Consider the following 25,008-nt stretch of genomic DNA (forward strand, 5'->3'; position numbering starts at 1 on the left):
GCGGCACGACTCGGCGCGGCGCCCGGGGCGGGGTGCCGCCCCACGATTTCGGCACAGCGCGCCCCCGCCGCGCACGGCACCGCCGGTGGCCGGTACGCACTGCGTGAAGTCGTCCCACGGGCTGCGGCAACTCGGCGCGCGGGAGCCGTTGTTGAGCCCCCGCACCCCCTGTGGCCTGGGCCGGAGCATGACATGCCGTAGTGCGGCCGCCCACTTGTGGATGTCCGGCCGCCGGGACCCGGGGGGCTGGTCCCGGCCGAGTGCGCGGACCTAGACATGACCCCGGCACCACGTGGAACCCCCAAGGAGAGGAACTCCCGTGAGCAAGCGCATCCTCGTCGTCCTGTCCGAATACGGTTACTGGGGCGAGGAGTTGATCGGCCCCCTGGAGACGTTCGACAAGGCCGGCTATCACGTCAGCTTCGCGACCCCGACCGGCAAGCGGGCCCCGGCCCTGCCGCCGAGCATGGACCCCGACTACATCGACCCGCCGCTCGGCCGCTCGGTCACCACCCCCGAGATGGCCGCCAAGGTCCGCGCCATCGACACCTCGGACCGCCTCGACGACCCGCTGGACCTGTCGTCCTGGCTGCCCGACCGCCCCTACCGCAGCAAGCCGTACTTCCTGCGCGACTGGGAGGCGTACAACACCCGTCTCGAGCAGGTTCGCGAGCAGATCGCGGGCCGTTACGACGCGCTCCTCATCGTCGGCGGCAGCGGCCCCATCGTCGACCTCGCCAACAACTGGCGGGTGCACGACCTGATCCTCGCCTTCCACGGCCTCGACCTGCCGATCGCGGCCGAGTGCTACGGCGTCGCGGCGCTCGCCTTCGCCCGTGACCAGGAGGACCGCACCAGCATCATCCGGGGCAAGCACGTCACCGGCCACTGCATCGAGTACGACTACAAGGACGGCACCGGCTTCATGGGCACCGACTTCGTGATCGGCCCGCCGCCGTACCCGCTGGAGTACATCCTGCGCGACGCGACCGCTCCCGGGGGCGCCTACCACGGCAACTTCGGCAAGGAGACCTCGGTCATCGTCGACTACCCGTTCATCACCGGGCGCTCCACCCCCGACTCCTACCTCACCGGCGAAAAGGTCGTCGAGGTCCTGGAGCAGGGTCTGCGGCAGTGGGGCTTCCTCACCAACTGACGTGCCCGACAAGGCAGTTACCGTTCCGCACGAGAGGTGAGCACACCATGGTCAGCAGGCCCGCGCGGGTCGCGATGCTGGAACAGCTGCAGGCCGACGGGGTCCGGTACATGTTCGGCAACCCCGGCACGGTCGAGCAGGGTTTCCTCGACGAACTGCGCCACTTCCCCTCACTCGAGTACGTTCTCGCGCTGCAGGAGGCGGTCGCCGTCGGCATGGCGGACGGCTACGCGCGGGCCACCCGCCGCCCCACCGTCGTCCAGCTCCACACCGGAGTGGGCCTCGGCAACGGCATCGGAATGCTCTACCAGGCCAAACGGGGCCACGCCCCGCTCGTGGTGATCGCCGGCGAGGCCGGTCTGCGCTACGAGAACATGGAAGCGCAGATGGCCGCCGATCTGGTGGCCATGGCCGAGCCGGTCACCAAGTGGGCCACGCGGGTCGTGGACCCCGAGTCCACGCTGCGCACCCTGCGCCGCGCGTTCAAGGTGGCCGCCACGCCCCCGTACGGTCCGGTGCTCGTCGTGCTGCCCGCCGATGTCATGGACCGGAACACCACCGAGGAGGCCGTCCCGGTCAGCTACCTCGACACCGCGAGCACCCCCGGCCCCGAGGCGCTCGGCCGGGCGGCCGGTCTGCTCGCGGGCGCCGAGCGGCCGATCGTCATCGCCGGTGACGGGGTGCACTTCTCCGGCGCACAGCAGGAGCTCGCCCGCCTCGCCCAGACCTGGGGCGCCGAGGTGTGGGGCGCCGACTGGTCCGAGGTCAACCTGTCCGCCGAACACCCCGCCTACGCGGGCCAGTTGGGCCACATGTTCGGCGAGAACAGCCGGCGGGTCACCGCGGCCGCCGACGCCGTCCTGATCGTCGGCACCTATGCGCTGCCCGAGGTGTATCCCGCCCTGGACGGTGTGTTCGCGCCGGGCGCCCCGGTCGTGCACATCGACCTGGACACCGACGCCATCGCCAAGAACTTCCCCGTCGACCTCGGGCTGGTCGCCGACCCCAAGCACACCCTGGCCGGTCTCGCCGACGCGCTGGAGACCCGGATGAGCCCGGAGAGCAGGCGGCGCGCCGAGGACTGGCTGAGGCGCCGGGCCGCCGAGCGGTCCTACGAACTCGCCGCCGGCCGGCAGAAGAACGAGGCCGCGCTCGACCCGCTGGCCCTTCCCACCGTCGCCTTCGCCCAGGAACTGGCCCGCCAGCTCCCCGAGGACGCGATCCTGTTCGACGAGGCGCTCACCGCCTCGCCCGACCTCTTCCGCCATCTGCCGCCCTCCCGGCCCGGGCACTGGTTCCAGACCCGCGGCGGCTCCCTCGGCGTCGGCATCCCGGGCGCCATCGGCGCCCAACTGGCCCACCCCGACAAGACGGTTGTGGGCTTCACCGGCGACGGCGGCTCGATGTACACCGTCCAGGCGCTGTGGACCGCGGCCCGCTACGACATCGGCGCCAAGTTCGTCATCTGCAACAACGGCAGCTACAAGCTCCTTGAGGACAACATCGAGCAGTACTGGCGCTCGGTGGACGTGGCGGCCCACGACCACCCCGAGATCTTCGATCTGAGCCGGCCCGCCATCGACTTCACGGCCCTGGCCAAGTCCCTGGGCGTACCGGCCGTACGCGTCGACAAGCCCGGTCAGGCCGGGGCGGCCGTCGCCGAGGCGCTGGCGACCCCGGGGCCGTTTCTCATAGACCTGGTCACCGGCCGAGGGAAGGAGGACTAGCCGTGCGGCTCACCGGCCACAAGATCGCCGTCCTGATGGAGAGCGACTTCTACGAACCGGAGATCCTCTACTACCAGCACCGCTTCCCCGAAGAGGGCGCCGAGGTGCACTTCCTGACCCGGCTGTGGGGCCAGGACCGGATGACCTTCACCGGGCACGAGCACCGGATGCCGTTCGAGGTGGACCGCTCCTTCGAGGACATCGACGAGTTCGCGCTCAAGGAGTTCTCCGCCGTGATCGTGCCCTCCGGCATGGTCTCCGACCGGCTGCGCTACACCGAGGACCCCGAGCGGCTGCCGCCCGCCTCGACCTTCCTGCGCCGGGCCTTCAACGACCCGGCCATCGTCAAGGGCATCATCTGCCACGGCATGTGGCTCGCCGCCCCGGTCCCGTCGCTGGTGCGCGGGCGCAAGGCGGTCGTCCACAACAACCTGCTCGGCGACCTGCGCAACATGGGCGGCGAGTACGTCGACCAGGACGTCGTCGTCCACGACGACCTCGTCACCGCGCGGACCGGCGCCCACTGCCACCTGTTCGCCCGCACCATCATCGACCTCCTCGCGGACCGGGAGCGCCCGTCCCGCGCCGGGGCCCGCACCGTGGTGAGGAGCACCCGATGACGTCCATGACCTCCGCCCGATTCGTGACCCCGGCAGCCCCGCGGGGCGCCCGCATCCCCGTCCTCGACGTCACCCCTCAGGTGCGCGGCGGCGAGGCGCCCGCCAAGGCGGTGACCGGTGAGAGCGTGACCATCGGCGCCACCGTCTTCCGCGAGGGCAGCGGCCAGGTCGGCGCCAACGTGGTCCTGCGCGACCGGGCCGGCCGGCCGGGACCCTGGACGCCGATGGCCCTGGTCGACGCGGACGCCGACCGCTGGGAGGCGACCGTCGTCCTTGAGGCCCCCGGGCTCTGGACCTACACCGTGGAGGCCTGGGCCGACCCCGTCGGCACCTGGCGCCGCGACGCACAGCTGAAGATTCCCGCCGGGGTCGATGTGGAGCTCACGCTCGCCGAGGGGGCCCTGCTGCACGAGCGGGCCGCCCTCGCGATCCCGGACACAGACCGCCGGGAGGCGGTGACAGCGGCAGCGGGCGCGCTGCGCGACGAAGCGAGCCCCACCCCCCGTCGGCTCGCCGCGACCACCGACCCGAAGGTGATCGCCGCGCTGGACGCCCGTCCGCTGCGTGAACTGGTCACCGCCTCCCGGCCGTTGCCCCTCCTCGTCGAGCGCCGGCGCGCCCTCGTGGGCTCCTGGTACGAGCTGTTCCCGCGCTCCGAGGGGGCGCGGCTCACCCCGGGCCTCCCGCCCGTCAGCGGCACCTTCGAGACCGCCGCCGAGCGGCTGCCGGCGGTGGCCGCGATGGGCTTCGACGTGGTGTACCTGCCGCCCATCCACCCCATCGGGCGCAGCCACCGCAAGGGCCCGGACAACGCGCTCACCGCGGGCCCCGACGACGTGGGCTCGCCGTGGGCGATCGGCTCGGCCGACGGCGGGCACGACGCCGTCCACCCGGCCCTCGGCACCTTGGACGACTTCCGCCGATTCGTCGCCCGCGCGGGGGAGCTGGGGATGGAGGTGGCCCTGGACTTCGCCCTCCAGTGCTCGCCCGACCACCCCTGGCTCACCGAGCACCCCGAGTGGTTCACCCATCGCGCGGACGGCACCGTCGCGTCCGCCGAGAACCCGCCCAAGAAGTACGAGGACATCCACCCCCTCGACTTCGACACCGACTTCGAGGGCCTGGTCGCCGAGACGGTGCGGATCCTGCGCCACTGGATCGCCCAGGGCGTGCGCGTCTTCCGCGTCGACAACCCGCACACCAAGCCGGTCTCCTTCTGGGAGCGGGTCATCGCCGAGGTGAGCGTCACCGACCCCGATGTGGTCTTCCTCGCCGAGGCGTTCACCCGCCGGGCGATGGTGCACGCGCTCGCGCAGGCCGGCTTCCAGCAGTCGTACACGTACTTCACCTGGAAGAACACCAAGGAGGAGCTGACCGAATACGGGGCCGAACTCGCCCACGACAGCGCCGACTTCCTGCGCCCCAACCTGTTCGTGAACACCCCCGACATCCTGCACGCCTACCTCCAGGACGGCGGCAGGCCCGCCTTCGAGACGCGCGCGGTGCTCGCCGCGACCCTCGCCCCGACCTGGGGCGTGTACGCGGGCTTCGAGCTGAGCGAGGGCGAGGCCCTGGAGCCGGGCACCGAGGACTACGCCCGCTCCGAGAAGTACGAACTGCGCCCGCGCGACTGGGCCGCCGCCGAGGCCGAGGGCCGCACCATCGCCCCGCTGATCACCCGCCTCAACGCGGTGCGCCGCGAGCACCCGGCCCTCCAGGAGCTGCGCAACCTGCGCTTCCACCCCACCGACCACGACCAAGTCATCGCGTATTCGCGGCAGTTGACGCGGCCGGACGGAACGAGCGACACCGTGCTCGCGGTGGTCAACCTCGACCCGCACCGCGCGAGCGAGGCCACCGTCTCCTTCGACCTCGCCTCGCTCGGCCTGCCCGACGACGGCTCCCTGAAGATGCGCGACGAGCTGACCGGCGACCTCCACACCTGGCACCCGCACACCTATGTGCGTCTGGAGCCGTCGCAGGGCCCCGCCCATCTGCTGACCCCGGTCGTCGAGGGGCAGGCGCCATGAGCGTCACCGCCACCGAGGCCGGGGTCCTCGCCCCGCTGCTGCCCGCGCTCGAACCGTGGCTGGTCACCCGCCGCTGGTTCGCGGGCGGCGGCGGCCCGCTCGCTGAGCTGACCCCGCTCGCCGTCACCGTCGTACGGGAGCAGTCCCCGGCCCTGGTCCACGCCGTGCTGCGGGCCCGTCACGCCGGCGGGCCCGAGCGGCTCTACCAGCTGCTGCTCGGGCTGCGCCCGGACCTGCCGGCCCGCCTCGCCCCGTCCGCCATAGCCGAGGTGACGGACGGGCCCTGGCGGGGCTGGACCCTGTACGAGGCCGTCGAGGACCCGGCACTGCTCGGGGTGCTCCTGCGCACCCTGGCCGTGCGCGGCGGATCCGGCGGGCCGCGCCTCGCGCGCACCTCCGCACTGCCGCTGCCCGTCGGCCTGGTGCCGCGTGCGCTGACCGCCGAGCAGAGCAACAGCACGGTGGCGTACGGCGACCGGCTGCTGCTCAAGCTCTACCGGCGGCCGGAGTCGGGCCCGCACACCGAGATCGACACCCTGCGCGCCCTCACCGAGCAGCGCTGCGCCCGCACCCCCCGTCTGCACGGCGCGCTGCACACCGACGCGCCGGGCGGCGAGGGCCTGGTGCTCGGGCTCGTCGAGGACTTCCTGCTCGCCGAATCCGACGGGTGGGAGAGCGCGGTGCGGCACGCCGCCGACTGCATCGAGGGCAGCTGCCGCACCATCCCGGCCACCGGCGGCTTCACGGCGCACGCCCGCACGCTCGGCCAGGCCGTCGCCGAGGTGCACACCGCGCTCGCCGACGCGTTCCCGAAGAGCCTGGTCGGCCCGGGCGAGGTGGCCGACGACGCCGCCCGGATGCACCGCCGTCTCAGGGAGGCGATCGAGGAGGTGCCCGCGCTCGCCCGCTACCGCACCGCGCTCGGCGCCCTGTACGAGGACTACGCGGCGATGGCCGCGCGCGGCTGCCCGCTCCTGGTCCAACGCACGCACGGCGACCTGCACTTGGGGCAGGTGCTGCGCACCGCGGACGGCTGGCGCGTCATCGACTTCGAGGGCCAGCCCGCCACCCCCGCCGGCGAACGGGCCCGCCCGCAGTCGGCCCTGCGCGACGTCGCCTCCATGCTGCGCTCCTTCGACTACGCCGCGCGCACCGCCCTCGCCGATGTACAGGAACGCGCCGCCGACGCGGGCCCAGGGCCCCGGACACGGCGCACCCGCAGGGCGCACGCCTGGTCGGTCCGCAACCGGCGCGCCTTCTGCGACGGCTACCGCGACGCGGGTGGCGCCGACCCCTACTGCCGGCCCGTGCCGCTGCGCGCCTTCGAAGCCGACAAGGCGGTGTACGAGGCCGTCTACGAGGCGCGGCACCGCCCGGCCCTGCTGCCCGTACCGCTGGCCGCCGTCCACCGGCTCGCGCACTCCCGCTGATCCCGAGAGGAACCCCAACCCGTGCTCCAGACGCGGCAGTTGACGACCCGCATGGCCGAAGCCGAACTCGACCGGCTGCTCGCGGGGGCCCATCACGACCCGCACTCCGTGCTCGGCGCCCACCCGGTGGCCGACGGGGTCGCGGTCCGGGTCCTGCGCCCGCTCGCCCGCCGCGTCACGGTGGTCACCGGCGACGGCGACCGGGTGGAACTCGCCCACCAGCGCGACGGGTTGTTCACCGGCCTCCTGCCGGGCACGGTCGCCCCCGTCTACCGGCTCCAGGTCGCCTACGGCGAGCGCGCGCACGGCCGGGAGGAGAGCCACGAGGACGGCTACCGCTTCCTTCCCACCCTCGGCGACCTCGACCTCCACCTGATCGCGGAGGGCCGGCACTGGGAGCTGTGGCGGGTGCTCGGCGCCCGGGTCCGCACCCTGGAGGGCATCACCGGCTGCGCCTTCGCGGTGTGGGCCCCGAACGCCCAAGGGGTGCGCGTCATCGGCGACTTCAACGGCTGGAACGGCACCGCGCACCCCATGCGTTCGCTCGGCTCCAGCGGCGTGTGGGAGCTGTTCGTGCCGGACGCGGGGCCCGGCACCCGGTACAAGTACGAGATCCACACCCGCGACGGCCGGATGCTCCAGAAGGCCGACCCGCTGGCCCGCGCCACCGAGTGCCCGCCCGCGACCGCCTCCGTCGTCGACGCCTCCGCCTACGAGTGGGGTGACGCCGAGTGGATGGCGGAGCGCGGCGGCGCCGACTGCCGGCAGCGCCCGATGTCGGTCTACGAGGTCCACATCCCGTCATGGCGCCCGGGGCTCAACTACCGTCAGCTGGCCGAGGAGTTGCCGAAATACGTCGCCGGGCTCGGGTTCACACATGTGGAGCTCATGCCGGTGATGGAACATCCCTTCGGCGGCTCCTGGGGCTACCAGGTGACCGGCTACTTCGCCCCCACCGCCCGGCTGGGCACCCCCGACGACTTCCGTTACCTCGTGGACGCTCTGCACGGCGCCGGGATCGGCGTCATCGCGGACTGGGTGCCGGCCCACTTCCCGAAGGACGAGTTCGCCCTTTCCCGGTTCGACGGCGAACCCCTCTACGAACCCGCGGACACCCGGCGCGCCCACCATCCGGACTGGGGCACCCTGGAATTCGACTACGGCCGCCGGGAGGTGCGCAATTTCCTCATCGCCAACGCGGTCCACTGGTGCACCGAATTCCACATCGACGCGATACGCGTGGACGCCGTCGCCTCGATGCTCTACCTCGACTATTCCCGGGAAGAGGGCGGCTGGAGCCCCAATGAGCACGGCGGACGGGAGAACCTGGCCGCCGTGGCCTTCCTGCAGGAGTTGACCGATACTGTGCGCCGCCGCGCCCCGGGGGCCCTCACCATCGCCGAGGAGTCCACGTCCTGGCCGGGAGTGACGCGTCCCACGTACGAGGTGGGCGCGGACGGATTCGGCGGGCTCGGTTTCGACCTGAAGTGGAACATGGGCTGGATGCACGATTCGCTCGGCTATGTCGCCCGCGACCCGGTGCACCGCGCCTATCACCACGACGAGTTGACCTTCTCGATGGTCTACGCCTACAGCGAGGCCTATCTGCTGCCGCTCTCGCACGACGAAGTGGTGCACGGCAAGCGGTCCCTGGTCGCGAAGATGCCGGGGGACTGGTGGCAGCAGCGCGCGAATCTCCGCGCCTACCTCGGTCACATGTGGGCCCACCCGGGAAAGAAACTCCTCTTTATGGGGCAGGAGTTCGGGCAGGGCGAGGAATTCGACCACGACCGCGGACCGCAGTGGTGGGTGCTCGACCAGGACTGGCCCGGCCACGCCGGCCACCACGGCATCCGCTCACTGATCAGCGATATGAACCAGGTCTATACCGATACCCCCGCCCTGTGGGAGCGCGACCACGACCCCGAGGGCTTCTCCTGGATCGACGGCTCCCAGGCCGAGCACAACGTGCTCTCGTTCGTGCGGTACGACGCCGAGGGCCGGCCCCTGGTCGTCGTCTGCAACTTCTCCCCGGTGGTCCGCACGGACTACCGCGTCGGCCTGCCGGACGCGGCCGCGTGGACCGAGGTCCTCAACAGCGACGCCGAACGCTACGGCGGCAGCGGCGTGGTCAACCCCGGTGTCATCACGCCCGAGCCGCTGCCCTGGCACGGCCGCGCGCAGAGCGCCGCCCTCACCCTGCCGCCGCTCGCCACCTTCTGGCTGCGGCCGGCCACGACTGCGCGGGAGAGCGACGATGCGTGAGTCACGCGGCACGGCCGAGCGGATCGTCGGCCCGAACGGCATCAGGGGCCGGGTGCCCGACGAACTGGACGCCGGCGGCGCCTACCGCACCGGGGCGGCCTTCGCCCTGCTCACCGGGGCGCCCGTCATCGCGGTGGCGCACGACCTGCGGGGCTCCTCGCCCGCTCTCGCCGACGCCTTCGCCCAGGGCGTCCTCGACCAGGGCGCGGACGCCCTCGACGCCGGTCCGGGACCGGCCGACTGCCTCACCTATCTCTCGGGCTACCTGGACGTCCCCGGCGCGCTGGTCACGGCGGGCCACGGCCCCGGCGCGCCGCACGGCATCCGGCTGTGCCGGGCCGGGGCGGTGCCGGTCACCGAGGGCACCGGGCTCGAAGCGATCCGCGAGCGGCTCGCGGGCCCCCGGCCGGCGCTGACCGACCAGCCGGGCTCCGTGGTGCGGGCGCCGGTCCTCGACGACTACGCCCGGCACCTGCGGTCCCTGGTCGACCTGTCCGGCATCCGCCGCGTGAGGGTGGTGGTCGACGCGGGCCACGGCATCGCCGCGCTGACCGCGCCCAGGGCGCTGCACCACCCCGCCGTGGAACTCGTCCCCGTACGCTTCGGACCCGGCAACGGCCGTGCCGGTCAGGCCGGTTGGGACCTGGGGGAGCGGGTGCGCCGGTCCGGCGCCGACCTCGGGCTCGCCTTCGACGCGGGCGCGGACCGCTGCCGGGCCGTGGACGAGCGGGGCGCCGCGATCTCGCCCGCCGCGGTCGTCGCCCTGGTCGCGGCGCGTGAACTCGCCCGCCGCCCGGGGGCGGCCGTGGTCCACGACCTCATCACCTCACGGGCCGCCATCGAGGCGGTCGAAGAGGCCGGCGGGATCCCGCTGCGCTCCCGGGTCGGCCGCTCGGCCATCCGCTCCCTGATGGCCGAGCAGGGCGCGGCCTTCGGCGCCGCGGCCTCGGGGCGCTACTACTTCCGCGACTTCTGGTGTGCCGACTCGGCGATGCTCGCCGCCCTGCACCTGGTGGCCGAACTCGGCGAGACCGGCCGCCGGCTCTCGGAACTGGTCGCGGGACACGACCGCTATCCGCGCTCCGGCGAGATCGGCGTCCGGGTCGAGGACCCGATGGCGGCCCTGCACCGCGTCGCCACCTACTTCGCGGCCACCGACGCCGAACTGGACCGCCTCGACGGCGTCACGGGGGAGTTCGGCGACGGCTCCTGGTTCAACGTACGGGCCGCGCGCAGCGCCCATCTGGTCCGCATCCACGTGGAGGCGGAGGCCCCGGCCGCGATGGAGGCGCTGCGCGACCGGGTCCTGTCCGTGGTGACGGCTAGCGCGCCTGCTCGCTGAGCGCGTGCCGGGGGCTCGGGGTGGGCTGCAGCCCGGACGCGGACAGGGCGGCGTCGTAGGCGGCGATGGCCTGCTTGGTGTGGCCCTCGTCCCGCCACAGGTCACCGATGCGGCGCCAGCACAGGGCGGTGTCGTACGACGCCGGGAAGTGCCGCAGCTGTCGGGTGGCCGCTTCGAGGACCTGCTTGCCGAGGTCGCCCTCCTGGCGCAGGAAGTGCAGTTGGGCGAGGGTGACGCGGGCGGAGACGGCGAGCACCCGGGGTTCGGTCCCGAGCAGTCCGAGGGCGCGCTCCGCACGGGCGGCGGCTTCGTTCCAGCTTCCGAGCATGGTGTCGGCCCGGGCCAGGATGAGTTCGCAGCGAGCCAGCTCGTCGGCGTTGCCGGACTCCGCCAGTGACTGCTGGGCCTCCTCCAGGAGTTCCTTGGCGCGGGCGGCGTCACCGGACTCCGTGTGCAGGAGCAGCGAACCGTAGTTCATCTTGAGTACGGCGACGTGGCGCACGTTGTCGTCCTCGGCCATCATCAGCAGCGCCCGCTCGGTCAGGGCCAGCGCCTCGGCCATCTGCCCGCGCGACTGGGCGACCAGGCCGGCGTTCCAGTACACCGCGCCCCGCGAGGCCCGTGCTCCCTGCTTCTCGGCGATGGGGATGAGGCGCTGGCCGAGAAGGTGGGCCCGGGTCTGGTCGCCGCGCATGTGGTAGGACGCCATCAGCGTCGACCCGAGCTGGACATGATCCACCGTCACATCGAGCCCGAGGGAATCGAGCTTGCTCAGGGCCCGCTCGCCGATCTCGATGCTGACCGTGATGTCGCCCATGTTGCGGTAGCAGCGGGACAGCGCCACGGCCGTACGGCACCACTCGTCGGAGCCCGCCGCGAGGGCCCGGTCGGCGAAGAGCTCCTCCAGCAGGGGGATCGCCGCCTCCAGGCGGCCCAGCTTCTCCAGCGCGGCGGCCTGGCCCATGCGGGCCCGGCGCTTCATGGCGTCGTCCAGTGACAGCTTGCTGTTGAGCAGCTCGCTGAACGCCTGCAGTGCCTCGCCGTCGGCCCCGTTGCGCAGGGCCATGTCCCCGAAGGCCAGCTTGAGCCGGGCCTCCTCCATCTCGTGCTGGTCGCGGCCGGTGCGCAGGTATTCGGCGGAGCAGTCCAGCTTGTCGGCCAAGGTCGCCAGGACCGCCTCGGACGGCGCTCGCTTGCCGGACTCGATCAACGACACGTAGCTGGTCGAGATCTCCTCGGACGCGAGGTCCTGCTGCTTCAGGCCGTGCCGGACCCGGAGCTCGCGGATGCGCTGTCCCAGGCCGACGGGCGAGGAAGGCTCAGAGTGATCCATGGCGACTCCTTGAGCAACAGGGTTGAGCTAAGTGGCTTGACTCAGATCATTACAGCCGATGCTACCCGGTGTCAGGTGTCTGCAAGCGCTTCATGCCTGAACTTCGGGGCGACTGGTGCCCGCGTTGGCTGCTTTCGGGCCCTCTCCCGGGCCGAGATTCGGAATTCACTCCTCCGTAACGACCAAGATCTTGCATTACCCAACCAATACTTGACTGAAAAGGTCACTCCTGGTTGACTCATAGAGTCAAATTGAGCTGTCCGGGGAGGGGATATTTCAATGGGGTCGAAGCGCATTTGGCTGATCATCGTCGCCACATTCTCGGTGGGGGTATTTCTGAGTGGGATCCTGATATCCGAATCAGGACCTTCTTCGATATCGCCCGGCGACCACCGGGCGGAGGTGGCGAGAGCGAACTCGATCGAAGGACCGTGCTGCTGAGCGCCCAGGGTCTCCGACAACGGAAGGAGAGGCAGTGCGAATCGATCTGCTCACCCGTGAATATCCGCCCGAGGTCTACGGCGGAGCCGGCGTTCACGTGGCGGAGCTGACGCGGGGCCTTCGCCGGCTCGCCGACGTCCGGGTGCGATGCCTGGGCGCGGCCAGAACGGAACCAGGGGTCGACGCGTACGAGCCACCGGCGCAGCTGGCCGCCGCCGACGCCGCGCTGGGATTTCTGGGGGCGGACGCCGCGATGGCCGCGGACTGCGCCGGCGCGGACGTCGTCCACAGCCACACCTGGTACGCGAACATGGCCGGGAATCTCGCGGGCCTGCTGCACGGCGTCCCGCACATCATGACGCTGCACAGCCTGGAACCGTTGCGGCCCTGGAAGGCCGAACAGCTCGGCGGGGGCTACGCCCTGTCGTGCTGGATGGAGCGCACCGCCGTGCGCTCCGCCTCGGCGCTCGTCGCGGTGTCGGCCGCGATGCGCGACGACATCCTGCGGGTGTACCCGGAGGCCGGGCCCGAGCGGGTGCACGTCATCCACAACGGCATCGACCCGGAGGCCTACCGGCCCGACCCGCGCCTGGACGCGCTGGAGCGGCACGGCATCGACCCGGATCTGCCCATCGTGCTGTTCGTCGGCCGCGTCACCCGGCAGAAGGGGCTGCCGCACCTGCTGCGGGCCGCCTTCGGGCTGCGCTCCGACGCCCAGCTGGTGCTGTGCTGCGGACAGCCCGACACCCCCGAGATCGCCGCCGAGGTCGCGGCCCTCGTCGAGGAACTGCGCGCCGTACGCACCGGGGTCTTCCGCATCGACGGGATGCTGGACCAGGACTCGGTGCGCCAACTGCTCACCCACGCGACGGTGTTCGTGTGCCCCTCGGTGTACGAGCCGATGGGCATCGTCAACCTGGAGGCGATGGCCTGCGGCACTCCGGTCGTGGCCTCCGCCGTCGGCGGGATCCCGGAGGTCGTCGACGACGGGGTGACCGGGCGGCTCGTCGGCTTCGAGGCGCTGCCCGACGCCACGGGCGAGCCGGTCGACCCCGACAAGTTCGCGGCCGGCCTCGCCGACGCCGTCAACGACCTGATCGAGGACCGGGACCGGGCCGCCGCGTTCGGGGCCGCGGGCCGGGCACGGGCGGTGGAGCACTTCTCCTGGGACAAGGTGGCCGAGCGGACCCTGGAGGTGTACCGCGGCGCGGTCGCGGCCCATCGGGGGTGAACTCTCAGCGCACCGGGGGGTGTTCCTCCGGCTCGGAGCCGAGCCGGAGGAACACCCCCTCGGCGTCGTCGGGGAAGTGACAGGCCGCGGTGTGCCCGGACAGGGGTTCCGCGCCGACCGGCACCGGCGTCTCCCGCTCGCACCGGTCGCGTTCGGCGCCGAGCGCCGCGTACACCGGGCAGCGGCCGCGGAAGCGGCAGCCAGCCGAGCCTTCCGCCGCGCCCGGGGGCTCGCCCGGCAGCACGACATGGACGCGCGAGCGCTCGGCCGGCGGATCGGGCAGCGGCACCGCCGACAGGAGGGCGCGCGTATAGGGGTGACGCGGGCCCTCGAAGACCTCGGTGACCGGCCCGCTCTCCACGGTCCGGCCCCCGTACATCACCACCACCCGGTCGGCGATCTGGCGCACCACGGCCAGGTCGTGGGTGACGAACAGGCAGGCCGGGCCGCGCTCTTCGCGCAGCCGCCGCAGCAGATCGAGGATGCCCGCCCGCACCGACACGTCGAGCGCGGACACCGGCTCGTCCAGGAGCAGCAGTTCGGGTTCGACGGCGAGGGCCCGGGCGAGCGCTATGCGCTGGCGCTGCCCGCCGGAGAACCGCTGCGGGCGGCGCTCCGCGTCCGTTGCGTCGAGGCCGACCCGGCGCAGGAGTTCGGGCACCCGCGCCGCGATGACCTCCTTGGGGAACCGCTGGGCGCGCAGCGGCTCGGCGACGAGGTCGGCGACCCGCATGCGTGGATCCAGGCTGGCCATCGGGTCCTGCACCAGGATCTGTACGGAGCCGCGCAGCCTGCGGACCTCGGCGCGGCTCAGCGCGGACGTGTCGTACCCGGCGATCTCGATCGACCCGGACTCGGGCGCACCGAGCGCGATGATCTCCATCAGGGTGCTGGTCTTGCCGGAGCCCGACTCGCCGACCAGGGCCACCGTCTCGCCCCGCCGCACCTCCAGGTCCACCCGTTCCAGGGCGAGCCGGCGCTGCCCGGGCCGTCTGCGCGGCAGCGCGGCCGAACGGCCGGGCACCGGATACGACTTGGCGAGGCCCGTGACGCGAAGGAGCGGGGCGCCGCCCGGGGGAGTGCGGCGGGCCGGGGCGGAGGCGGGGAAGAGGCCGGCACCGGACCGTTCGGCGACCGCGTCCGGGCGGACACATGCTGCCAAGTGGCCCTCGGATCCTGCCAGTTCGGGGTCGACTTCGCGACAATTCTGCGCCGCGAGCGGACAGCGCGGGGCGAACGCGCAGCCGGGCCCGAGCTCCCCCGGCAGCGGCGGGGCGCCCGGTATCGGGGTGAGCGGCACGGCGGCGTCCAGGCGGGGCACCGAGCCGAGCAGGCCCACGGTGTAGGGCATGCGCGGGGCGGCGAACAGGGCGTCCACGGGCGCCGTTTCGACGATGCGCCCCGCATACATGACGGCCACCCGGTCGGCCGCGCCCGCGATCACCCCCAGGTCGTGGCTGACCAGGAGGAGGGCGGCTCCGGTGGCGCGGCGGGCGCTGTCCAGGGCGTCCAGGACCTGTGCCTGGACCGTGGCGTCGAGGGCGCTGGTCGGTTCGTCGGCGACGATCACATCGGGTTCGTTGGCGATCGCCATGGCGATCATGGCGCGCTGGCGGAGGCCACCGGACAGCTCGTGCGGGTACGAGCGCGCGGTGCGGGCCGGGTCGGGGACGCGCACCCCCTCCAGGAGTTCCAGGGCGCGGCGGCGCGCCGACTCCCGTCCTGGGCGCGGCTGTTGATGGATCCGCAGCGCCTCGCCGATCTGGTCGCCGACGCGCTGCGCCGGGTTGAAAGCGGCGAGCGGGTCCTGGAACACCATCGCGATGCGGCGGCCGCGCAGCCGGGCCAGTTCGCGCACCGGCAGACCGATGAGCTCGGTGCCGAGCAGCACGGCCGAGCCGCCCACCCGGGCGCCCGGCGGCAGCAGCCCGAGGAGGGCGAGCGCGGTCGCGGTCTTGCCGGCCCCCGACTCGCCGACCAGGCCGAGCACTTCACCGCGCCGCAGCGTGAACCCCACCCCGCGCACGACCGGCACAGCAGTGCCCGACGCGTCCGCGTAGGACACGCGCAGATCCTTGACGTCGAGCACCGTGGGGGCCGTCATCGCAGGGCCGCCGCCCGGTCGGACCCGAGGTCGAGGATGTCCCGCAGCGCGTCGCCCACCAGATGCGCGGCGAGGACGAAGAGCAGCAGCAGGCCGGCCGGGAAGAAGAACATCCACGGGCAGGTCAGGGCGACGTCGGTGCCCGACGCGATGAGCGTGCCGAGCGACACGTCCGGCGGCTGCACCCCGAACCCGAAGTAGGACAGGCCCGTCTCGCTGATCACGGCGGCGGCCACGGCGACGGTCGCGTCCGTGATCAGGAACGAGGCGAGGTGCGGCAGGACGTGCCGTGCGATGATCCGGAACGGGCCCACTCCCATGTGCCGCGCGGCGGCCACGAAGGGCCGCTCACGCAGGGACAGGGTCATGATGCGTACCGCCCGTGCCGTGATCATCCAGCCGAGCGCGGCGAGCAGCCCCGCGAAGGCGGGCCAGCCGAGCCCGCGCAGCCGCGGCGCGAGCAGCACCAGGAGCAGGAAGCCCGGAATCACCAGCATCAGGTCGACCGCGAACATCAGCACCCGGTCGACCCAGCCGCCGAAGTACCCCGCGCAGGTGCCGAACGCGGCCCCGAGCGCCGTGCTGGCCAGGGCCACCAGGGCGCCGATGAGCAGCGACTTCTGCAGCCCGCGCACGGTCTGCGCGAACACGTCCTGGCCGATCCGGCTGGTGCCCATCCAGTGCTCGGCGCCCGGGGCGCTCCGCAGCGCCGTGTAGTCGATGTCGGTGTAGCTCCAGCGGGTCAGATACGGGCCCGCGTATGCCAGCGCGAACAGCCCCGCGAGGATCGCGAGGCCGGTCAGCGCCCGGGGCGAGCGAAGGAGAGCCCGGGCGGCGGTGGCACCGCGGCCGCGCAGCACGATCGGCTCCGCGCTCACCGGGCCCGCACCCTCGGGTCGAGGACCGCGTGCAGGACGTCCGCGACGAAGCCCGCGAGCAGCACGCTCACCGCCGCGAACAGGTTGACCGCGACCACCGAGTTGATGTCGCCCTTCTGCGCCGAGTCCATGAACCAGCTGCCCATGCCCGGCCAGCCGAAGATCTGCTCGGTGAACACGGCCCCCGTGAACAGGGTCAGGAATCCGAATGAGAAGAAGGTGGTCAGCGGGATCAGCGAGGTGCGGAGCCCGTGCCGCAGCAGGGCCCGGCCCGGGGTGAGCCCCTTGGCCTGCGCGGTGCGCAGATGGTCGGAGCCGAGCACGTCGAGCGTCGCGGCCCGCTGGTAGCGGCTGTAGGAGGCGACCGCGCCGAGGGCGACCGTGGCCGCCGGCAGCGCCAGGTGCACCGCCCGGTCCTTGAGGTGGGTGGCGAACGAGCCGGTCAGACCCGGGGTGCGCTCGCCGGTGTAGCGGATGACGGTGTGGCCGGCGCTCTGGTTGAACCAGAGGGCGCCCTCCTTGAAGAGCAGCGCGAGTACGAACGTGGGGACCGAGAGGACGAGGAAGGAGAACACGGTCAGCGCCCGGTCGGGCAGCCGGTGCCGGCGCAGTGCGGCCCACAGCCCGGCGAGCACGCCGAGCCCGGTGCCGATCAGGGTGCCCATCAGCAGCAGCCGTGTGGACACCCCGATCCGGCGGCCGAACTCCGCGTTCACCGACTCCCCGTCGACGGTGCGCCCGAGGTCGCCGTGGACCGCCCGCCACGACCAGTGCCCGAAGCGCCCGAGGACCGGCGTCCGGTCGTCGGTGCCGAGGAGCGCCAGCTCGTGGCTGACCGTCGCGGCCGACGGGCGCGGCTGGCGGTCCTCGAAGTAGGCGCGCGGGCTGAGCGCCGCGGAGGCGATGACGTAGGAGAGGAAGACCGAGCAGAGCAGCAGCAGCGCGCCGTGGGCGAGGCGCTTGGACAAGCGGCCGACCAAAATGTCTCCTCGAACGGGGCGCGGGCGTGGACAGTTCACCGGCCTGACATGCCGCAATGTTAAGGTCCGTGCCATAAATCGCAGATCAGTTCGGCTAATTGACGATCCGTCAGAATGGAGGCTGGAGTGGCTCGGTTATGTCGGGTGCGGATGTGGGCGGCGTTGGGCGCGACGGCGGCACTGGCACTCGCCGGGTGTACGTCCTCGCCACGTGAAGCGCGGCCCCCGCGGACGATGAGCGTTCCCGCCGCCGGAACCGAGGACATGGGACGCGAGCCACCGCAGAACCTCCGCCAGGGCGGCACCCTGACCCTCGCCACCTCCCAGTGGGTCACGCAGTACAACGTGAACCAGGCCGCCGGAACCATCGGCGAGGCCGCGGAGATCGACAGCCTGGTCGAGCCCCGGCTGTTCCGCCGCGACGCCAAGGGCGTCCCGCACGCCGACCCCGACTACCTGCTCTCCGCCTCCGTCACGACAACATCGCCCCAGACGGTCACCTACCGGCTCAACCCGCACGCCCGCTGGTCCGACGGAAAGCCGCTGGGCGTCGCCGACTTCACGGCCCAGTGGAAGGCGCTCGGTCGCGGCGACGACCGCTATCTGGTGGCCGACACCTCCGGCTACGACCAGATATCCGAGGTGCGCCAGGGCGACGACCCGAGCGAGGTGCAGGTCGTCTTCCGCTCCCCGTACGCCGACTGGCAGCGCCTGTTCGACCCGCTCTTCCCGGCGTCCGCCACCAGCACGCCCGAGCAGTTCAACGACGGCTGGCGGGCCCGGATCCCGGTCACCGCGGGCCCGTTCAAGATCGCCTCGATGGACCGTACGACCCAGTCCGTCACCGCCGTGCCCGACCCGGACTGGTGGGGCGCCAGACCCCGACTCGACAAGGTGGTCTTCCGCGCGCTGCTGCCCGCCGCCGCCCTCCAGGCGTACCTCAACGGCGAGATCGACGCCGTCAACGCGGCCACGGCCGAGGCGTACCAGCAGCTCAAGGCGGCCCCCGACAGCACCGTGCGGATCGGCTCGGCCTGGGACGAGGTGCACGTCAGCCTCAACGGAGCGGGCGGCCCGCTCCAGGACATCGACGTCCGCCACGCCGTCCAACAGGCCGTCAACAGACGGGCGTTGGCGGACGTCGCGGCCGAGGGGCTGCCCGTGGGGGTGCCCCTGCTCGGCAACCACATCTTCATGACCAACCAGCCCGGATACGCCGACAACTCCGGCCCGTGGGGCAGATTCGACCCCAAGGCGGCGGAACAGCTCCTGGACAAGGCGGGCTGGACGTCAGCCGGCGCGGGCAAGCCGCGCGTGAAGGGCGGCCAGACCCTCAAGCTGCGCTTCGTGATCGCGGAGTCCACCAACCGGCTCGGCCTGGACCTCGCCCAGCTGCTCCAGCAGATGCTCGGGCAGGTCGGCATCGCGGTGGAGATCCAGAAGGTGCCGGCCGACGACTACGGGCCGAAGTACCTCGACGTCGGCAACTTCGACCTGGCGATCTTCCGCTTCGCCGATCTCACCTACCCGAGCCAGGCCCGGGCCATCTACCGGCTGCCGCGCGGTGCCCAGAGCTTCCAGAACTACGGGCGGATCTCGGACCCCGCGCTCGACGACCTCCTCAAGCAGGCCTCCGGCACGCTCGACCCGGCCGCCGCGGCCCGCCTCTACAACCAGGCGGACGCGGAGATCTGGAAGCTCGGCCACGACATCGAGCTCTACCAGCGCCCCCAGATGATGGCGGTCCGCAAGGGCCTGGCCAACTACGGGATACCGGGCCTCGGCGACACCGACTTCGCCGCGGTCGGCTGGACCACATAGCCCCGGCCGTCCGCCGGGCCCCGGATCGGCCCGGCGGACGGCCGGTTTGAACGTATCGGGGAGCCGGGCGACCGCCCGCCCGGCCGCCCCTCGGTGTCAGGCGCCCTGCCCGCTCAGCCACTCCTCCTCGCTGTGCCGGCTCAGCGCGTCGAACGCGAGGGCCGCCGAGGCGAGCGTGACGTGGTGGTGCCAGCCGCGGAACGAACGGCCCTCGAAGTCACCGAGCCCGAAGTCCTCCTGGAGCCTGCGCAGACCGTCCGCGGACAGACTGCGCAACTGCGCCAGCGGAATCGCCTCGGCGAGCCGGCGGGCCGGCAGATTGGTCAGCCAGTAGGCACGTGGCGTGGGCCGGCCGTACGGCCAGTCCGTGACCAGGTGCCGGGGCCGCTGCCGGTGCGCCGAGTGCTGCGCCCCTTCCGAGCACAGCAGCGCCGGAGCCGACAGGAACTGCGAGCGCCGCATCCGCTCCGTGGTCCGGTCGTGCCAGGCGATCGGGGTGCGCTCGTCGCGGCGCGCCACGTGCTCGGCGAGCTCGGTCACCGTCCCCCGGGTCGCGGGGGAGGCGGCGTGCGGCCGCGGCAGGGTGACCCCGGTGCTCGGGGACACCTCGATCAAGTAGCCGTGACCGCGCGCCTCCAGGCCCCGCAACAGCGGTTCCACATCGCTCTCGCAGCGCCAGTCGGCGAGTACCGGCTGCGGCTCCAGGAACCACTCCTCGGTCATCTCGTCGAGCGCCTCCAGGACATAGCTCCAGCGCGGCCGGCAGTGCTCCTCCTCCGGCAGATGGGCCTGCCCGCGCAGCCGCTCGTCCCGGTCCCAGCGCTGGGGGAGCAGCAGCCGCCAGTTCACCGGCAGACCGCCGCCGGTCCCCACCAGTGAAGTGGCGTACGCCAGCTGGCAGTTGACCGTACGCTCCTGGGACGGCGCGTACTGGCGGGCCACCCCGACCGAGCGGTCACCGTTCTTGGCGAACACCACCTCGTCGACGGCCCACGCCTCGGTGCGGAACACCGCGCCCGTCCGCTCGGCGATCCGCCGGCGGACCGGCCCCGAGTCCCACGGGCTCTGGTGCACGAACTGCTGCAGCTGCTGCACGGCCCGGTGCCCCAGGACGTGCTCGGAGATCCGGGTGGGCGTCTTGCGGCCCGGTACGTCGAGCAGACCGCGCAGATACACCTCGCCCCAGCGTCTTTGGTCCGAGCGCGTCAGCGCGACGAACAGGTCCTGGCAGTAAGCGGCGAAGTCCGCCGTCGCAGGAGCCTTGCGGGCCTCGGAGAGTTGGAGGATGGAAGACACGGTGCCCCCGGGAGTGTCCGAATCGATCGGTGGCGCTGGAGCCCAGCGGACGGATGAGGTCATTCATGGGCGCACTCGTCGCCGCCTTCGAGCAGGAAGGCGTCGGTGGCGAGCAGGGCGTCGGCGACGTCCGGCAGGGTGCAGCCCACGATGACGAAGTCGGCGTCGAGACCCGCCTTGGTGCGCTGGAAGAGGAGCTCGTTGATCGCGGGCCGGCACATCTCGGTGACCTGGCACAGGTGGAACTCCACCCGCTGCGGCTGCGCGGCCATGACCTCGCCCAGAATGCGGCGGAACTTCTCCAGCTCTGCCGCGTCGATGACCCCGTCGCAGCGGATGTGCGCGGTGTCGCCGTCGAACTCGGTGCGCATCCGCAGCCGCATCTGCGCCGGCTCCAGCTCGACGCGCACCCGCACCGGCATGTCCCCCTCGGGCAGCTGGACGGTGAGTTCCTTGTTGTCGAAGCGGTGGTACGGCACGCCGTCCACCCACACCCGGGTCAGCTCCACCGAGCCGGCCGGCAGCAGATCGGGAGCGACCCGCAGGACGCGCTCCGGCAGATCGCACGGGCGCGGCCGGAAGTGCAGGGTCAGCGGGTCGTTGCTGATCAGCAGGCCCGTGTAGACGGCCGACAGATAGCAGAGTTCGAGCGCGTGGTAACCGGCCATGGCGTGGCTGCCCTTGAGCCGCTCGGTGCCGAGCAGATACGGGATGCCGTTGGCCAGGACGTTGAAGTAGACCCCGCCGTCCTCGTAGTCGAGGAAGAAGGCGTTGTAGAACGACGCGGCCTCACGCGCCAGGCGCAGCTGCTCGGGGTCGCCCGAGGTGCCGGCCAGGATCAGATAGGCGAGGATCGCCTGCTCCTGCTGCCACCACGCCTTGCGGTCGTGCCACACCATGCGGTGGATGCCGCTGTCCGGGTCGGGGCGCCGCTCGACCACGTCGTACCAGCCGCCGCGCAGCTGGTCGCTGCCCACGGCCGGCATGATCTCGCCGATCCGGTCCGCGGTGACGCCGTACTCGGTCTTGTCGTGCAGCGCCTTGATGCGGGTCAGGTTCCAGGCGATCTTCAGGTTGTGCCCGACCACCGCGCGGTCCTGCTGCCAGCCCCAGGTGCGGTCCGGACTCCAGTCGGCGTGGAAGCGCTCCTGCACGAACGGGCTGGTCTCCTCGTCCGGGAAGCGCTCCACGATGGTGTCGGCGGTCTCTTCGAGGAGCGCCGCGAAGTCCTCGCGCCCGGTGGCGAGATAGGCGTTGATCAGGTACGCGGGGGCGTGGTCGCCCACCGAGTTCCAGTTCTTGCGCGACCGGTTGCGGCCCAGCGAGTCCGCGTTCGGGTCGAGCGTGATCGGGTCCAGGTGCGAGAAGAACCCGCCGAGGTCGCGGTCGCGGAAGTAGCGCTCGAACAGGGCCACCGTGCCGTCGATGTCGCCCAGGATCCGCGGGTCGCCGGTGATGCGGTAGGTCTGGGTCGGCCCGGCGAGCGCGTAGATCTGCTCGTACATCGGGATCGCGTCGAAGTCGTCGCCGAACTCCGAGGCGAACACCTTGCGCTGGCCGCTGCGGGTCACGTCGATGCCGTGGTACCAGTAGATGATCCCGTCCTGCGCGTCGGTGACCCGCATGTGCTCGCGCAGATACTCGGTACCGCTCTCGGCCGCCTCCAGGAAGCGGTCCTCGCCGGTCAGCAGGTACGCGGTCGACAGGCCGTACACGAGCCGCGAGATGGTGTCGGTCTCCTGGCGCACGTCGGCGCCGTCGAAGTCGGGCAGATGTGTACCGCTCAGCGTCAGATGGGTGCGGAAGTTGCGCCAGTCGTACTTGCCGTCGGGGAAGTGCCCGCGCAGGTAGAAGTCGGCCACGGCGGCGGCCTGTTGGACCCACCACGCCGGGTGCTCGAAGACGTAGGAGCCGCGGCTCTCCTCGGGGAAGGTGATCTCCTTCGCCTCGAAGCGCTCTCCGCCCTCCCACTGGTAGGTGATTCCGTAGGCGAACAGGTAACGGCCCTCGGCGAGCATGTCCTGGGTGTTCGCGGTGGTGTCGCGGTAGTCGTCACCGAGGTTGCGCACGATGCGCGAGGAGACATTGCGGGGCAGGTGGACGGTGAATTCCCGGTCGTCCGAGGTGCGCAGACCGAAACGGTGCTGGGTGGGGCTGTAGTAAGTGACGTAGCCCGCCAGGGTGTCGGAGAACGTGCGGCGTTCGGCAGATCCACTCATCGAGAGGTGCCCTTCTCGTCAGGCAAGGCCGCCAGCAACACGACGCTGCGGCCGTGGGCATGGAAGGTGTAGTCGTCGATCAGCTCCTCTTGTCCGGCGGGGAGGATGTCGTACGGGCCGGGGCGCGCGGTGTCGAGCACGCGGTGCCAGCGGCGGCCGCGGATCCGGGGCAGCTCGAAGTCCAGGCCCAGGTGGTACATGTTCAGCATCAGATGCAGGTCGGGGTCCTGGTTGAAACCGCCGAGCGTGCAGGCCAGGACCCGGGCGTGGGTGTCCTCCCAGCCGGGCTGCTCCAGTTTGGTGCCGTGCCAGGTGACGTCCGGCAGCAGACGGGAGTTGAGGTGTCCGTTGTAGAAGCGCGGTTCACGGAACGTGCGGTAGCGCCTGCGCAGTTCGATCAGCCGTCGGGTGAAGTTCCAGGTCTCCTGCTCCTTCTCGGCCTGGTGCCAGTCGAGCCATGAGGTCGGGTTGTCCTGGCAGTAGGCGTTGTTGTTGCCTCCCTGGGAGTTGCGGAACTCGTCGCCGGCGAGCAGCATCGGCACGCCGCGGCTGAGCATCAGCACGGCGAGCAGGTTCTTCATCTGCCGCACCCGCAGGCGCTCGACCTCGGGGTCGTCGGTGGGGCCCTCGACGCCGCAGTTCCAGCTGAAGTTCTCGCCGGCCCCGTCGGCCCCGGCCTCGCCGTTGGCGTAGTTGTGCTTCTCGTCGTAGCTGACCAGGTCGTTGAGGGTGAAGCCGTCGTGGCAGGTGATGAAGTTGATGCTGTTGGTGGGCAGTTCCTGCTGCGGTCCGAACAGGTCCTCGGAGCCGCCGATCCGGGCGGCTATGTCCCCCACGAGACCGGCGTCACCGCGCACGAAGCGCCGTACGTCGTCCCGGAAGGGGCCGTTCCACTGCGCCCAGCGCTTCCCCGGGAACCGGCCGACCTGGTACAGGCCGCCGCCGTCCCACGGCTCAGCGATGATCTTGGTCTCGGCCAGCACCTGGGACAGCTCGATCGCCCACAGGACGGGCGGCACCGCCATCTCGTACCCGAGCGCGCCACGCGACAGCTCGGAGGCGAGGTCGAAGCGGAAGCCGTCCACGTGGTGCTCGGTGACCCAGTACTCCAGGGACTCCAGGATGAACTTGGTGACCATCGGGTGGTTGGCGTTGACCGCGTTCCCGCAGCCGGTGAAGTCCATGTAGTGACTGCGGTCCTGCGGCCACAGGTGGTAGTAAGCCTCGTTGGCCTGGCCGCGGAAGCTGATGGTGGGCCCGTACTCGTTGCCCTCGCTGGTGTGGTTGAAGACGACGTCGAGGATGACCTCGATGCCCGCCTTGTGGAACGCCTTGACCATGTCGCGGAACTCCGCGATGTGGCCGGCGAGATGGGGCTCGGAGCAGTAGCCGGTGTGCGGGGCGAAGAACCCGTACGGGTCGTAGCCCCAGTAGTTGTGCAGCTCGCTCCCGTCCGGGCCGGTGCGCAGCACCTGGGTCTCGTCGAAGTCGAAGACGGGCAGCAGCTCCACCGCCGTGATCCCGAGCTCCTTGAGGTGCGGGATCTTCTCCGTCAGGGCGGAGAAGGTGCCGGGGTTCTCGGCGTGCGCGGTCGGTGAGGCGGTCGCGCCCCGCACGTGCAGCTCGTAGATGACCGTCTCGGACATGGGGGTGCGCAGCGGCTGGTCGCCCTCCCAGTCGTAGTCGTCGAGGTCGACGACCAGACTGCGCATGGAGTGCGCGACGTTGTCGTCGAGACCGATGGCCTGGGTGCGCTCCCAGCGGCTGTTGATGTTGGCGCGGGCATAGGGGTCAAGCAGCACCTTGCGGTGGTCGAAGCGGGCACCCGACCGGCTGGTGTCGTGCGGCCCGTCCATCCGGTACGCGTACACCTGCCCGGCGCCGAGCCCCCGGACGTGGCAGTGCCAGAAGTGGAAGCTGCGGTGGCGGTCGGGGTGCAGCTGGATGGTCCGGGAGGGCTCGGGGTCGTCGCACTTGTCGAACAGCAACAGGTCCACGCGCGTGGCGTGTTCGGAGAAGACGGAGAAGTTCACCCCGTCGGCGTCGACCGTGGTCCCCAGTGGCTGCGGCCGTCCTGCGGTGATCTGCGGCGCCTCGGTCACGGGTGCCTCCCTGGTCTGATGACTCGACGTCAA

The 25,008-nt window shown here is 71.8% G+C and carries 16 protein-coding genes; 9 read left to right on the forward strand and 7 right to left on the reverse strand.

What is annotated here, in order from left to right; genetic code table 11:
* The first annotated feature begins 319 nt into the window (after positions 1–319).
* The 7 genes from ACFYZA_RS22240 to manB are packed head-to-tail and all read left to right on the forward strand — an operon-like array spanning position 320 to position 10,570.
* Positions 320–1,156, forward strand: a complete 837-nt coding sequence (locus ACFYZA_RS22240) for a type 1 glutamine amidotransferase domain-containing protein (RefSeq protein ID WP_161249720.1) — start codon at positions 320–322, stop codon at positions 1,154–1,156.
* A 47-nt stretch (positions 1,157–1,203) separates the two neighbouring features.
* Positions 1,204–2,883: a thiamine pyrophosphate-binding protein gene (locus ACFYZA_RS22245; RefSeq protein ID WP_388492296.1), complete on the forward strand. Its 1,680-nt coding sequence runs from the start codon at positions 1,204–1,206 to the stop codon at positions 2,881–2,883.
* 2 nt (positions 2,884–2,885) lie between these two features.
* Entirely contained in the window at positions 2,886–3,503 is a 618-nt protein-coding gene (locus ACFYZA_RS22250) for a DJ-1/PfpI family protein (RefSeq protein WP_382595578.1), read from the forward strand.
* Positions 3,500–5,533, forward strand: coding sequence for a maltotransferase domain-containing protein (locus ACFYZA_RS22255; protein WP_388492298.1), 2,034 nt, complete (start codon positions 3,500–3,502; stop codon positions 5,531–5,533). Before ACFYZA_RS22250 ends, ACFYZA_RS22255 begins: the two co-directional genes overlap by 4 nt.
* Entirely contained in the window at positions 5,530–6,963 is a 1,434-nt protein-coding gene (locus ACFYZA_RS22260; protein WP_388492300.1) for a hypothetical protein, read from the forward strand. The genes ACFYZA_RS22255 and ACFYZA_RS22260 overlap by 4 nt, the downstream gene beginning before the upstream one ends.
* A 21-nt stretch (positions 6,964–6,984) precedes the next feature.
* Positions 6,985–9,228, forward strand: coding sequence for a 1,4-alpha-glucan branching protein GlgB (gene glgB / locus ACFYZA_RS22265; RefSeq protein WP_388492302.1), 2,244 nt, complete (start codon positions 6,985–6,987; stop codon positions 9,226–9,228).
* Entirely contained in the window at positions 9,221–10,570 is a 1,350-nt protein-coding gene (gene manB / locus ACFYZA_RS22270) for a phosphomannomutase/phosphoglucomutase (protein ID WP_388492304.1), read from the forward strand. Before glgB ends, manB begins: the two co-directional genes overlap by 8 nt.
* Here the strand turns inward: manB and ACFYZA_RS22275 are convergent.
* The gene (locus ACFYZA_RS22275) at positions 10,551–11,903 is read right to left on the reverse strand and encodes a helix-turn-helix domain-containing protein (protein ID WP_382595594.1); all 1,353 of its coding nucleotides are present in this window, start codon (positions 11,901–11,903) and stop codon (positions 10,551–10,553) included. The genes manB and ACFYZA_RS22275 overlap by 20 nt on opposite strands.
* A gap of 475 nt (positions 11,904–12,378) precedes the next feature.
* On the opposite strand from ACFYZA_RS22275, the gene glgA reads away from it, so the two are divergent.
* A complete protein-coding gene (glgA, locus tag ACFYZA_RS22280; protein WP_382595597.1) occupies positions 12,379–13,575 on the forward strand; it encodes a glycogen synthase in 1,197 nt (398 codons plus the stop codon).
* Positions 13,576–13,579: 4 nt separating this feature from the next.
* Here glgA and ACFYZA_RS22285 read toward each other — a convergent pair whose 3' ends face one another.
* From ACFYZA_RS22285 to ACFYZA_RS22295, 3 genes are read right to left on the reverse strand one after another with little or no spacing between them, the layout of a single operon-like run.
* Complete coding sequence (locus ACFYZA_RS22285; RefSeq protein ID WP_388492306.1) at positions 13,580–15,679, reverse strand: dipeptide ABC transporter ATP-binding protein; 2,100 nt, start codon at positions 15,677–15,679, stop codon at positions 13,580–13,582.
* Positions 15,676–16,557 carry an ABC transporter permease gene (locus tag ACFYZA_RS22290; protein ID WP_382595603.1) on the reverse strand — a complete coding sequence of 294 codons (882 nt, stop codon included), beginning with the start codon at positions 16,555–16,557 and terminating at the stop codon, positions 15,676–15,678. The genes ACFYZA_RS22285 and ACFYZA_RS22290 overlap by 4 nt, the downstream gene beginning before the upstream one ends.
* On the reverse strand, positions 16,554–17,537 hold the full coding sequence (locus ACFYZA_RS22295) for an ABC transporter permease (protein WP_382595606.1): 984 nt from the start codon (positions 17,535–17,537) through the stop codon (positions 16,554–16,556). Before ACFYZA_RS22295 ends, ACFYZA_RS22290 begins: the two co-directional genes overlap by 4 nt.
* A 264-nt stretch (positions 17,538–17,801) precedes the next feature.
* Here ACFYZA_RS22295 and ACFYZA_RS22300 point away from each other — a divergent pair, with 264 nt between their 5' ends.
* Entirely contained in the window at positions 17,802–19,358 is a 1,557-nt protein-coding gene (locus ACFYZA_RS22300) for an ABC transporter family substrate-binding protein (RefSeq protein ID WP_382595609.1), read from the forward strand.
* Positions 19,359–19,454: 96 nt separating this feature from the next.
* Here ACFYZA_RS22300 and ACFYZA_RS22305 read toward each other — a convergent pair whose 3' ends face one another.
* From ACFYZA_RS22305 to glgX, 3 genes are read right to left on the reverse strand one after another with little or no spacing between them, the layout of a single operon-like run.
* Entirely contained in the window at positions 19,455–20,654 is a 1,200-nt protein-coding gene (locus tag ACFYZA_RS22305) for an IS701 family transposase (RefSeq protein WP_382595612.1), read from the reverse strand.
* 59 nt (positions 20,655–20,713) lie between these two features.
* Entirely contained in the window at positions 20,714–22,873 is a 2,160-nt protein-coding gene (locus tag ACFYZA_RS22310) for an AGE family epimerase/isomerase (RefSeq protein ID WP_382595615.1), read from the reverse strand.
* On the reverse strand, positions 22,870–24,975 hold the full coding sequence (gene glgX, locus ACFYZA_RS22315; RefSeq protein WP_382595618.1) for a glycogen debranching protein GlgX: 2,106 nt from the start codon (positions 24,973–24,975) through the stop codon (positions 22,870–22,872). Before glgX ends, ACFYZA_RS22310 begins: the two co-directional genes overlap by 4 nt.
* Between the last annotated feature and the right edge of the window lie 33 nt (positions 24,976–25,008).

The sequence above is a fragment of the Streptomyces sp. NPDC001828 genome (genome assembly GCF_042892175.1).
GTDB lineage: Bacteria > Actinomycetota > Actinomycetes > Streptomycetales > Streptomycetaceae > Streptomyces.

Bases quoted from the DNA above. Each gene is read 5' to 3' on its own strand.
- ACFYZA_RS22245 (WP_388492296.1), top strand. From the start codon at position 1,204: ATGGTCAGCAGGCCCGCGCGGGTCGCGATGCTGGAACAGCTGCAGGCC.
- ACFYZA_RS22255 (WP_388492298.1), top strand. From the start codon at position 3,500: ATGACGTCCATGACCTCCGCCCGATTCGTGACCCCGGCAGCCCCGCGG.
- ACFYZA_RS22260 (WP_388492300.1), top strand. From the start codon at position 5,530: ATGAGCGTCACCGCCACCGAGGCCGGGGTCCTCGCCCCGCTGCTGCCC.
- manB (WP_388492304.1), top strand. From the start codon at position 9,221: ATGCGTGAGTCACGCGGCACGGCCGAGCGGATCGTCGGCCCGAACGGC.
- ACFYZA_RS22275 (WP_382595594.1), bottom strand. From the start codon at position 11,903: ATGGATCACTCTGAGCCTTCCTCGCCCGTCGGCCTGGGACAGCGCATC.
- ACFYZA_RS22285 (WP_388492306.1), bottom strand. From the start codon at position 15,679: ATGACGGCCCCCACGGTGCTCGACGTCAAGGATCTGCGCGTGTCCTAC.
- ACFYZA_RS22300 (WP_382595609.1), top strand. From the start codon at position 17,802: ATGGGACGCGAGCCACCGCAGAACCTCCGCCAGGGCGGCACCCTGACC.
- ACFYZA_RS22310 (WP_382595615.1), bottom strand. From the start codon at position 22,873: ATGAGTGGATCTGCCGAACGCCGCACGTTCTCCGACACCCTGGCGGGC.